This is a genomic window from Lentzea aerocolonigenes (assembly GCF_000974445.1).
Classification (GTDB): domain Bacteria; phylum Actinomycetota; class Actinomycetes; order Mycobacteriales; family Pseudonocardiaceae; genus Lentzea; species Lentzea aerocolonigenes.
Window position 1 is genome coordinate 309,548 of sequence record NZ_BBOJ01000014.1, and the last position, 11,502, is coordinate 321,049.

At 70.8% G+C, this 11,502-nt stretch carries 9 protein-coding genes; 6 read left to right on the forward strand and 3 right to left on the reverse strand.

From position 1 onward, the window contains the following. The first annotated feature begins 10 nt into the window (after positions 1-10). The 3 genes from AOM45_RS27015 (at position 11) to AOM45_RS27025 (ending at position 4,765) form a co-directional block, all read left to right on the forward strand. Positions 11-1,150 carry an exonuclease SbcCD subunit D gene (locus AOM45_RS27015; protein ID WP_030472928.1) on the forward strand — a complete coding sequence of 380 codons (1,140 nt, stop codon included), beginning with the start codon at positions 11-13 and terminating at the stop codon, positions 1,148-1,150. Beyond that, positions 1,147-4,023, forward strand: a complete 2,877-nt coding sequence (locus AOM45_RS27020) for an AAA family ATPase (protein WP_030472929.1) — start codon at positions 1,147-1,149, stop codon at positions 4,021-4,023. Before AOM45_RS27015 ends, AOM45_RS27020 begins: the two co-directional genes overlap by 4 nt. Before the next feature lie 208 nt (positions 4,024-4,231). Next, on the forward strand, positions 4,232-4,765 hold the full coding sequence (locus tag AOM45_RS27025; RefSeq protein ID WP_156094374.1) for a hypothetical protein: 534 nt from the start codon (positions 4,232-4,234) through the stop codon (positions 4,763-4,765). Here the strand turns inward: AOM45_RS27025 and AOM45_RS27030 are convergent. Together AOM45_RS27030 and AOM45_RS27035 are read right to left on the reverse strand one after the other, a co-directional pair. Next, complete coding sequence (locus AOM45_RS27030; protein WP_030472931.1) at positions 4,762-5,259, reverse strand: methylated-DNA--[protein]-cysteine S-methyltransferase; 498 nt, start codon at positions 5,257-5,259, stop codon at positions 4,762-4,764. The two genes, AOM45_RS27025 and AOM45_RS27030, sit on opposite strands and share 4 nt — an antisense overlap. Then, positions 5,256-6,542 carry an AlkA N-terminal domain-containing protein gene (locus AOM45_RS27035; protein WP_030472932.1) on the reverse strand — a complete coding sequence of 429 codons (1,287 nt, stop codon included), beginning with the start codon at positions 6,540-6,542 and terminating at the stop codon, positions 5,256-5,258. The genes AOM45_RS27030 and AOM45_RS27035 overlap by 4 nt, the downstream gene beginning before the upstream one ends. Positions 6,543-6,622: 80 nt before the next feature. On the opposite strand from AOM45_RS27035, the gene ychF reads away from it, so the two are divergent. Further along, the gene (gene ychF, locus AOM45_RS27040) at positions 6,623-7,702 is read left to right on the forward strand and encodes a redox-regulated ATPase YchF (RefSeq protein ID WP_030472933.1); all 1,080 of its coding nucleotides are present in this window, start codon (positions 6,623-6,625) and stop codon (positions 7,700-7,702) included. On the opposite strand, the gene AOM45_RS27045 is transcribed toward ychF, so the two are convergent. Then, complete coding sequence (locus AOM45_RS27045) at positions 7,703-8,449, reverse strand: SAM-dependent methyltransferase (protein WP_236703840.1); 747 nt, start codon at positions 8,447-8,449, stop codon at positions 7,703-7,705. Positions 8,450-8,486: 37 nt separating this feature from the next. On the opposite strand from AOM45_RS27045, the gene AOM45_RS27050 reads away from it, so the two are divergent. Then, the gene (locus AOM45_RS27050) at positions 8,487-11,330 is read left to right on the forward strand and encodes an AfsR/SARP family transcriptional regulator (protein ID WP_051784633.1); all 2,844 of its coding nucleotides are present in this window, start codon (positions 8,487-8,489) and stop codon (positions 11,328-11,330) included. Further along, on the forward strand, positions 11,327-11,482 hold the full coding sequence (locus tag AOM45_RS51885; RefSeq protein WP_086662791.1) for a DUF6131 family protein: 156 nt from the start codon (positions 11,327-11,329) through the stop codon (positions 11,480-11,482). Before AOM45_RS27050 ends, AOM45_RS51885 begins: the two co-directional genes overlap by 4 nt. The last annotated feature ends 20 nt before the right edge of the window (positions 11,483-11,502 follow it).

An 11,502-nucleotide genomic window follows, 5' to 3' on the forward strand; every position in this document is an offset into this window, starting at 1 on the left:
GGTTGGTGCCATGCGGATCCTGCACACCTCCGACTGGCACGTGGGGCGCACCTTCCACGGCCGCGACCTGCTCGTCGAGCAGGAGTCGGTGCTGAGCGGCCTCGCTGACCTGGTGTCTTCCGAGAAGGTCGACGTCGTGGTCATCTCCGGCGACCTCTACGACAGGGCGGTGCCCTCGGCCGACGCGGTGTCGTTGTGCGCGCGGGTGCTGATGCGGATCCGCGCTGCCGGTGCGCGGATCGTGATCACGCCCGGCAACCACGACTCGGCGGCGCGGATCGGGGTGTTCGGCGAGTTCGCGGCGGCGGGCGGGCTCTTCCTCCGCACGCAGATCTCGTTGCTGGACAAGCCCGTCGAGCTGGAGGACGAGCACGGGCCGGTCGCGGTGTACGGGATCCCTTTCCTGGAGCCGGAACCGGCCCGGCACGTGCTCGGCGTGGCGGAGAAGGGGCACGCACCCGTGCTCGGCGAGGCGATGCGGAGGATCCGTGCCGATCTGGCCGGTCGCGAGGCGCGGTCGGTCGTGCTGGCGCACGCGTTCGTCACCGGCGGGGCGCCGTCGGAGTCCGAGCGCACCATCGCGGTGGGTGGCGTGCAGGACGTGTCGATGCAGGTGTTCGAGGGCGTCGACTACGTGGCTCTGGGGCATCTGCACGGACCGCAGACGCTGGCGGAGAACCTGCGGTATTCCGGTTCGCCGCTGGCCTACTCGTTCTCCGAGGCGCGGCAGCGGAAGTCGGTGTGGCTGGTCGAGCTGGACGAAGGCGGGCTCGTCGGGGTGGAGCGGCGTGATCTGCCGGTGCCGCGGCAGCTGGCCGTCGTGAGCGGTACTTTGGCCGAGGTGCTGGAGGATCCGGCGCACACGCCGATCGAGGACCACTTCCTGTCGGTCGTGCTGACGGACCAGGTGCGGCCGATGGACGCGTTGCGGCAGCTGCAGAAGCGGTTCGAGCACGCGGTGCACGTGGAGTGGCGGCCGGAGCAGGCCCAGCAGCACACCATGACGTACGCGGAACGGGTGCGCGGCCGCACCGACGAGGAAGTGGCCTGCTGCTTCGTGTCGGACGCGCGGGGTTCCGAACCTTCCGAAGCGGAGAAGGCGTTGCTGCGCGAGGCGTTCGCGTCCGTGGCGAGGGAGCAGGAGCAATGAGACTGCACCGCCTGGAGCTGACCGCGTTCGGGCCCTACCCGCGGCCGGAGACCGTCGACTTCGACGAGCTGGGCGCGGACGGGTTGTTCCTGCTGCACGGCGACACGGGCGCGGGCAAGACGACGCTGCTCGACGCGGTGGCGTTCGCCCTGTTCGGCCGGGTTCCTGGTGCGCGTGGCGACGTGAAGAAGCTGCGGTGCGAGTACGCCGATCCCGAGGTGCCGACGGAGGTGTCGCTCGAGCTCACGGTGCAGTCGCGGCGGTTCCGGATCGTGCGGTCGCCGGAGTTCGACAGGCCGAAGAAGCGCGGCGGTGGTTTCACGACGCAGCCCGCGAAGTGCTCGCTGACGTGGCTCGAAGGGTGGGACGGCGAGGGCATCACGCGCATCGACGACGTGGCGCGTGCCGTCGAAGATCTGCTGGGGATGTCGTACGAGCAGTTCTTCCAGGTCGTGCTGCTGCCGCAGGGCGAGTTCGCGAAGTTCCTGCGTTCCGAGACCGCCGAACGCGAGGTGTTGCTGGAGAAGCTCTTCGGCACCGAGCGGTTCCTGGACGTCGAGAAGTGGTTCCGCGACAAGAGGGTCGCGGCGGGCCGGGTGCTGGAGGAACGCCGCAAGGGTGCTTCCGAGCTGATGCACCGCGTGGCCGAGGCGGCTGGTGAGGAGCCGTCGTTCGAGCAGGGCTGGCTGGAATCGGTGCTGGAGCGGCTTTCTCTCGCCGTCCGGGAAGCCGATGCGCTGTCGGTGGAGACGGCGGGCGTGGCCGACGGCGCGGACGCCCTGCTGGCCCAGGCCCGCGTGCAGGCCGACCAGATCCGCCGCGTGCGCGAGGCCCGCGAGCTGCTGGCAAAGGTCGAGGCGGCGGACTCGGCGTCGTGGTTCGCCGAACGTGACGCGGCCCGCCGCGCTAGTCCCGTCGTGCCGGCGTTCGGGGAGATCGCGAAACTCCAGCAGTCGTACGAGTTCGCGGTGCGCGACGAGGCCCGTGCCGCGGAGTCGTTGGCACGCCTGGGATACACGGGTTCGTCGTTGCGAGAGGACGCCGAGCGCTACCGCGAGGAGGCGGGCGGTCTGGGCGAGCTGGCCGCGGAGGCCGAACGCCACCACGCCGACGTGCGCAAGCTGTCGGTGCTGAAGAACTCCTCGTACCAGGTCGAACGCCGGTTGCTGGCGCTCAACGCCGAGCTGGAGGTGCTCCCGGAACGCCTGGCGCAGTGCCGGGTTCAGCTGGACGCGGCGGTGGAGGCCTCTGGCCGGTTGGAGAGCCTGAAGGTGCGCGCGGAGGCGGCGGAGTCGTTGCCCGGCGCCGGGAAAGCGTTGGAGCGCACCAAGAAGGAGCTGCACGAGGCGATCGACGTCCACCAGAAGGCCAAGGACGTCCTGCAGCAGGTTCGTCAGCAGCGCCTCGAGAACATGGCCATCGAGCTGGCCGCGGCGTTGAAGCGCGGCAAGCCGTGCGCGGTCTGCGGTTCGCCGAGCCACCCCGCGCCCGCGCAGCCGATGCTGGGCGGCGTGGACGCGGCCGACGAGGAAGTGGCGGCCGCCGAGGAGCAGTCGGCGCTGGACCGCCGCAACGAGGCCGAACGGTCCGCCCACGCCGCCGAGCTGCGCATCCAGGCGTGCTGGGAAGTTCTGGGATCCGACGAGCCGTCCGCTGTCCTGGCGGAGTACGGCGCGGCTCGCGAACTCGCTCGCACGCGGTCGCAGCGCCAGACGGAGTTCGTTGCGCTGGAAGCGAAAACCCGCGACCTGGGCGCCGAGAAGGCGAAGGTCGAGCAGGACCTGGTGGGCCTGCGCACCGAACACGCGTCGCTGACCGCCGTCGTCGAGGAACGCGGCGCCCGGCTGGACAAGGCGCGCGGCGAGCACGAGGACGTCCTGACCCGCCGCGACCACCTGCTGCGCCTCGCGAAGGCCTTGGTGGAACTGGCCGACCGCCGCTCGGCCCGCGACGCCGCCCTGGCCCGCGTGGAGGAACAACAGGCCTCGGTAGCCGCTCTGGCCACCGAAGCGGGCTTCCCGGACGTGGAGTCCGCACTGGCCGCAGCCCGCCCTGCGATCAAGCTCCAGGCCCTGGACGACCGCATCGCCGCCTGGGAACGCGCCCGAGCCTCGGCACTGGCGACCCTCGAGGAACTGGCGGAGGTCGACCCGTCGACCGAGGTGGACCTCGCCGAGGTGACGGCGCGGTGTTCGGCCGCCCGTGCCGCCGCCTCCTCGGCGCAGACCGGTCTGGATCGCGCTCGCGCGGCCCTGGACCGAGTGAGCGAACTGGCCGCCCGCCTGCGAGCTGAGTGGAAGTCGCTGGAGCCGCTGGAGGCGACCTACGCGGAGCTGGACGCGCTGACCGACGTGATCAACGGCCGCGGCCAGAACTCGAAGAAGATGACGCTCCGCTCGTACGTCCTGGCAGCCCGCCTGGAAGAGGTGGCCGTAGCCGCCTCGGCCCGCCTGCACCGCATGAGCCAGGGCCGCTACAGCTTCGTGCACTCCGACTCGGCCGGCGCCCGCGGCACCCGAGGCGGCCTGAGCCTGGACGTGCTGGACGACTACTCGGGCCGCGCCCGCCCCGCCAAAACGCTGTCGGGCGGCGAGTCGTTCCTGGCCTCGCTGTCACTCGCCCTCGGCCTGGCAGACGTCGTGGCGAACGAAACCGGCGGCGCCCTCCTCGACACGCTGTTCGTGGACGAGGGCTTCGGCACCCTCGACTCGGACACGCTCGACATCGTCATGAACACCCTCGACGAACTGCGAGCCGGCGGCCGAGTCGTAGGCCTGGTCTCACACGTCGAGGAGCTGCGCCAACGCATCCCGACCCGGCTCCGCGTCCGCAAGGCGCGCTCGGGGTCCACGTTGGAGGTGTCGCTGGCCTAGCCACGCATCGCCCAACAAACGGGGTGCAGCGGGTCGCGCTGAAGGGCTGCCCGAGGTGGCCTGTCGGACCGCGGGCTCGGCCGGCACTTGCTGACCCGCGCCGCACCTGTCGGACCGTGCGTTCGTCCGGCACCTGCTCACCCGTGCGTACCCGCCGGACCGCGCGTTCATCCGGCAACGCTCCGACCCGCCCCACTATCCTCGCCTCGTGCTGTCCCACGTGGAGATCACCGCGCGAGCCACGGTCACCCCGGCCGCCCACTTCGTGTGGTCGAACCGCCTCGAGTACTCGCACGACTGCTTCGTGTGCCGCCGCGTGGGACGCACGGTGGCGCTGCATCCCGGCGCCGAGAGCGGGCTCTGCCACTCGTCGGACCGCCGGCTCGAGGAGCAGGACGACGTCGCGGGTGCGCATCCGGCGCCGATCAGGGTCACCGGCTTCGACACGACCACCGGCGGCGGTGCTGAGCGGCTGCGGTGCCGTGTGTCCTTCTGGTGGGCGCCGTTCTTCGACCTCAAGCGGCCTGACGAGCGCGCTGCCGAGCTGGCCGAGCACCCGTGGGTCCGGCTGCACTTCCGCGTCGGCTGTCACGTCTGCCGGGACGCGGGCCACGACGACTGGTTCGGGCCGCAGAACTCCGTGCAGAGCAACCAGGTCTGGCCGGTCACCAGCTCTTGTCCGCGCTGTGCGACCGAGCTGGTGACCATGACCGGTCCACCGGAGATCAACCTCGTCGGTTAGGCCTCGTGGGCGAGCAGCCAGCGCTTGACGTCGAGGCCCCAGCGGAACCCGCCGAGGTTGCCGCCGATCCGGATCACCCGGTGGCACGGCACGAACAGCGCCGCCGAGTTGCGCGCGCAGGCCGAGGCCGCGGCGCGGATGGCGGCCGGGCGGCCGGAGAGTTCCGCGTACTCGCTGTACGTGACGGGTTCGCCTGCTCGGACCGTGCGCAGGACGTCCCACGCGTGCTGCAGGAACGGGCCGGACTTCTGCCGGACCTCGATCGTGTCGATCGCGGTCAGGTCGCCCTCGTGGTAGGCGACCACGGCCTTGGTGACGTCGCCCAGGTCGGTGCGCGGCGTGATCTCCGACGGCGTCAGGGAGGCGTGGATCTGGGGCGTCAGCAAGGAGATGTCGCTGGTCCAGCCGCTCGCCAGCACCGCTCCGTCCGGCGCGACGACCGCGGTGAACGGCCCCGCCGGGGTGTCCACAGTGGACGTGTGTGCGACGCTCATGATGTTGCTGCCTTCCTCGTCAGGTGTGCTCCGGCGTAGGAGCGCCACGGCCGCCAGTCGGGGCCGTGGGAAGCCAGGTTCTGCATCGACCTCGGGAGCACCAGCACGTCCGGTGCGCCCAGCACCCGCATGGCCACCTCGTCGGCGACCCGTGCACCGACCAGTGGTGCGAGCTCCTCGGTCAGGTCCTCGATCGAGCGGCCCACGTCCACGACGAGTCTGCCGCTCGTCACGGCCTCGGTGACGGGGTGGTCCCCGGCCGAGTAGAGGTGGGTCAGCGCCCCGTCGGGGATCCGCAGCGGCGTGCCGGCGAACGGTGCCACCAGCCGCAGCAGGGTCTCGGCGCCGTCGACGCTGCCCGCGACGCGGATGCCGGGCACCTCGCGGACCAGCGGGCCGATCACCGGGTCCGCGCCGAGGAACGAGTCCACGGCGACCGGGTCGGCGTCCAGGTCCAGCAGACGCCGGACGCGGGAGACCGCCGCGCCCAGGTCGCGCACGTCGGTGAGGCGTAGCGAGCACAGCACGTGGTCCGCAGGGAACGTCAAACGGACCGTTGCCTCGCCATGCGGTAACGACAACGTGCGCGCGTAGGAGTCGTCTGTCACCTCTTCCACACCCGGCAACGCGTGCGCGCGGAAGTAGGTCAACAGCCCGATGGCGTCGAACGGCGCACGGTACGGCAGCCGCAGCACGATCCGGCCCGGTGTGCCCACCGGCGCCTTGCCGCGGCCGCGCATGTCGGACGGTGTCGAGGCGAACACCATGCGGATGGTGTCGTTGAACTGTCGCACCGACGCGAAGCCGGCGGCGAACGCGATGTCCGCGAACGGCAGGTCGGTCGTCTCGATGAGCAACCGGGCGGCGTGCGCGCGGTGGGCGCGGGCGAGGGCGAGCGGCCCGGCGCCGAGTTCCGCGGTCAGCACCCGCGTGAGGTGCCGCTCCGAGTACCCGAGCTTCGCCGCCAGCCCGGACACGCCGTCGCGTTCGACGATGCCGTCGCTGATCAGGCGCATCGCCCGTCCCGCGAGGTCGGCCCGCAGGTTCCACTCCGGCGAGCCCGGCACGGCGTCCGGCAGGCACCGTCGGCACGCGCGGAAGCCGGCCGACTGCGCCGCGGCCGCCGTCAGGAAGAACTGGCTGTTGCGGCGCTTCGGGGTCACCGCGGGGCACGACGGCCGGCAGTAGATGCCGGTCGTGCGGACCGCGTGGATGAAGCACCCGTCGAACCGGGCGTCACGCGCGGCGCAGACCCGATACGCGTGTTCTTCGTCAATGACCATGCCATCGATCCTGCCAGCGGGAACGGTCAATGGCTCGCGGGAATCGGACATGACCGTGGCCTGCCGTAGACTCGCTTCCCGTGAGTTTGACCCTCGGTATCGTCGGCCTGCCCAACGTCGGCAAGTCCACCCTCTTCAACGCGCTCACGCGCAACGACGTGCTCGCCGCGAACTACCCGTTCGCGACCATCGAGCCGAACGTGGGCGTCGTGCCGCTGCCGGACGCGCGCCTCACCAAGCTCGCCGAGATCTTCGGCTCCGAGCGCGAGGTGCCCGCCGTGGTGTCGTTCGTCGACATCGCGGGCATCGTCAAGGGCGCCTCGGAGGGCGAGGGCCTCGGCAACAAGTTCCTCGCCAACATCCGCGAGGCCAACGCGATCTGCCAGGTCATCCGGGTCTTCGACGACCCGGACGTCGTGCACGTCGACGGCCGCGTCGATCCGTCGAGCGACATCGAGACGATCAACACCGAGCTGATCCTCGCCGACCTCCAGACCCTCGAGAAGGCCATTCCGAGGATCGAGAAGGAGGCGCGGATGCAGAAGGACCGCCGCGCCGCCCTGGAGAACGCGAAGAAGGCCAAGGAGATCCTCGACTCCGGCCGCACGCTGTTCTCCGCGCAGTCCGAAGTGGACGGCGAGCTGCTGCGCGAGCTCTCGCTGCTCACCACCAAGCCGTTCCTCTACGTCTTCAACGCCGACGAGGGCGTGCTGAGCGACGAGGCCCGCATGAAGGAGCTGCGCGAGCTGGTGGCCCCGGCCGACGCGGTGTTCCTGGACGCCAAGGTGGAGTCCGAGCTGCTGGAGCTGGACGAGGAGTCGGCTCGGGAGCTGCTGGAGTCGATCGGTCAGCACGAGCCGGGTTTGCACTCGTTGGCGCGTGCGGGTTTCCACACGTTGGGTTTGCAGACGTATTTGACGGCGGGTCCGAAGGAAGCTCGGGCGTGGACGATTCCGCAGGGTGCGACGGCGCCGCAGGCTGCGGGTGTGATTCACACGGACTTCGAGAAGGGCTTCATCAAGGCCGAGGTCGTGTCGTTCGACGATCTGGTGGCGGCTGGGTCGAAGGCGGATGCGAAGGCTGCGGGCAAGGTCCGCATGGAGGGCAAGGACTACGTGATGGTCGACGGTGACGTGGTGGAGTTCCGTTTCAACGTCTGATCAACCCAGCGCGGCCGTGCACAGCGCGGTCGCGTTGGCCGCCGCCATATCCATGAAGTCCGGCAACGGCCGCCCGTACTCCACGGCCAACGCAGGCACACGAGACGTCGTCGCCGTCCACCCGTGCGCGGTCAGCCACCGCGCCGGGTCGTCGGTGCTCAGGTCCATCTCCGCGCCCATGCTCCGGATGCGTTCCACCGCGTCCACCACCGACTCGCGGTCGTTCGCCGACGTGTCCATGTGGTCGAACGCGAACCGGCTGCCGGCGCACGACAGTTCCCGGACGGAGTCGAGCAGGCGCCCCACTTCGGCCTCGCTCAGGTACTGCAGCAGCCCTTCGGCGATCCAGGCCGTGGGCACCGAGCGGTCGAGGCCGGCGGAAAGCAGAGCCGCGGGCCAGTCCGAGCGCAGATCCACCGGCACGACGACGCGGGAACACGCAGGCACCAGACCTGACACCACCTTCTCCTTGAACACGAGGAGTTCCGGCAGGTCGAGTTCGAACAGTCGCACGCCGGGAGGCCACGGCAGGCGGAACGCGCGGGCGTCGAGGCCCGCGGCGAGCACCACTACCTGCGGAACTGCGGACGACAGCAGGAAGTCGTCGTAGAAGCGGGTGCGGACGGCCATGAACTCCGCGGCGCCCGGCGGGGCCGGTGGGATCTCCTCCTCGGCAGCTGCGACGAAGGCTGCTGCGAGCGGGTCGGAGCAGATCCGGTCCGGCCGGGCGGACTCGGTGGCGCGCATCGAAGCCACCCACAGCGCTGTTCTGCTCACTCCCCGCATGTCCGAAGGCTGGCAGCCCGACCGGGCTCGCGTCGACCGTGCGTCTCATCTCGCGCGCCTAGACTTCGGCGGTGTGATCGTCGAGTACCGCGTGCTGGGGGCGTTGGAGGTGCTGCTCGACGGTGCACCCGTCCCGGTTCCCGCTGGTAGAGGCCGGGCGCTGCTCGCCACCTTGTTGTTGCGCCCCAACGAGTTCGTGTCCGTCGGCGAGCTCGTGGAACGGGTGTGGGACGGTGATCCGCCTGCCCCGGACCGGGCCCACAAGACGTTGCAGACGGTCGTGCTGCGCCTCAGGCAGGCGCTGGGTGCGGCCAACTGCGTGCGCACGTCGACGCGCGGGTATGCGGCCGAGGTCGCGCCCAGGCAGCTCGACCTCACCCGGTTTCGCGAGCTGACGGCGGCGGGTGATCACCGGGCGGCGCTGGAGCTCTGGCGTGGGCCGGTGCTCGCCGACGTGCAGTGCGAGTCGCTGCACCGCGAGGACGTGCCGCGGTTGCTGGAGGAGCACCTCGCGGCACTGGAGCGCCGGATCGACGACGACCTGGCGCGTGCCACGGACGTGCTGGTGCCGGAGCTGCGGTCGTTGATCCAGAAGCACCCGCTGCGCGAGACGTTCTGGGCGCAGCTGATGCTCGCGCTGCACCGGGCGGGGCAGCAGGCCGAGGCGCTCACAGTCTTCCAGGAGATTCGCGCGCGCCTCGCGGACGAGCTGGGCGTCAGTCCCGGTCAACGGTTGCGCGACGCGCAGGAGGCGGTGCTCAGCGGTGCGGTGCCGGAGTCGGCGGTGCCTCGTCAGCTGCCCTCCGCGCACCCGCGCTTCGTCGGCCGTGAGCAGGAGCTGGCGCGCCTGACCGAGACGCTGGCCGCGAGGCCCGGTGAGCCGGTGCTGATCTCCGCGATCAACGGTATCGGCGGGGTCGGCAAGACCGCGCTCGCCGTGCAGTGGGCGCACCGGGTCGTCGACCGCTTCCCGGACGGTCAGCTGTACGTCAACCTGCGCGGCTTCGACACCGGTGCCGAGCCGCTGAACCCGGCCGCGGTCGCCCGCGACTTCCTGCTCGCGCTTGGCGTGCCGGCGAAGGAGGTGCCGTCGTCGCGGGAGGCGTTGATCGCGTCGTACCGGTCCGAGCTGGCACGGCGGCGGGTACTGCTGGTGCTGGACAACGCCAGGGACGTCGAACAGGTCCGTCCGTTGCTGCCGGGTGGCACCGCGAGTCTGGTCCTGATCACCAGTCGCAACCGCCTGAGCGGGCTCGTCGCGCGGGAAGGCGCGCGGCCCGTCGCGGTCGACGTGCTGGACGAGCAGGCCGCAGTCGCGCTCCTGGCCGAACGGATCGGCGCGGCGCGCGTGAACGAGGAGCCCAGCGCGGTGGCACGGCTGGTCGAACGGTGTGCGGGGTTGCCGCTGGCACTCGGCATCGTCGCGGCACGGGCGGCCTACGGCGACTCGCTCGCCGTGCTGGCGGACGAGCTGGACCAGGAACGGCTCGACGCGCTCGACATCGATGATCCGCAGACCGGCATCCGGTCCGTCTTCTCGTGGTCGCTGCGCTCCGTCGGCGAGGTCGCGGCGGAGGTGTTCGTGCTGCTGGGCCTGCATCCCGGCCCGGACGTCACGGTCGCCGCCGTCGCCAGCCTCGCCGCCCTGTCGCTCGCCGAGGCGCGGAAAGCGCTGAACGAGCTCGTCGCGGGCAGTCTGGCGAGCGCGCCGGGCGTCGGCCGGTTCGCCCTGCACGACCTGCTCCGGGACTACGCCGCGGAACGTGCCGCGGAGCTGGCGCCGGCACGGCGAGCGGACGCGCAGCGCCGGATGTTCGACCACGACGTCCACAGTTCGCTCGCCGCCTGGCGCATGATTTCCAACGTGACCGCCGAGCAGGCCGGCGGACTGCCGGTGCGGGGTGCGGTGGTCGTCGCACCAGCGGACTACGACGCCGCCCACGAGTGGTTCGCCGAGGAAATCCGGGTGTTGCTGTCCGTGGTGTCCCAAGCGGAGGCTGCTGGAGCTGACGAAGCCGTCTGGCGGCTGGCCCTGTCGTTGCACCTGCCCCTGTTGTTCAGCGGTGATCTGCGAGGGGCCGAAGCGGTCGAGCAACGAGGGCTTCTCGCCGCCCAGCGCCTGGGTGACGGGTGGGCGGAGGCGCGCCTGCAGCGCTGCCTCGCCGCGACCCGCATCGGCCTGCGTGCTCTGCCGCAGGCGGTGAGTCATCTCGAGGCAGCGCTGCGCTACGAAAGCGAGTTCGGTCCCCTTCCGGAGGAGTCGAACCTCCTGCGCGGCCTGTCCTTCGTCTACGAGCTGCAGGGACGCAGGCAGGACGCGCTCAGGGTGCTGGAGGAGTTCCAGCAGAAGGCCGCCGGTCTGCGGGGGAGCCTGGAGGAAGCCAACTACCTCAGCGCGCTCGGGTTCGCTCAGCACAAGGTGGGTGAGCACGAACAAGCACTGAAAGCCTGCGGTCGCGCGACGGCGTTGTTCGCCCGGTTCCCCGACCAGATGCCCACCGAGGCCCGCGCCACCGCGTTCGAGACCCTGGGCGCCATCCACTTCGAGCTCAGTCGTCACGCGGAGGCGATCGACAGTTACCGGGAGGCCATCGGGCTGCTGCGGCAGATGAAGGCGGCGAGAGACCTCGCGGTGTCGCTCGTCAACCTGGCCGAGGTCCACCTCGCCGCCGGGGACGCCGGGAGTGCCCGTGGCCACCTCGTCGAGGCGGAGTCCATCTACCTGCGGCTGGGGCGGCCGGAGCTCGCGGACGTGCGGGAACGTCTCTCGTCACTCGAACAGGTTTGTACCGACCTCTGTGGGGTAGCCCAGAGAAGGATTCCCCACCTGGAGGTGTCATGATCGTTCTCGGTCTGATCCTGCTCGTCGTCGGATGGCTGGCCGGCATCAGCATCCTGACGACCATCGGAGTAGTGCTTCTGGTGATCGGCGCGATCCTGGCCGTGCTCGGCGCGGTCGGCAAGCCGGTCGGTGGACGCGCGCACTACTTCTAAGGCCGCCTGAGCGTCCGTTC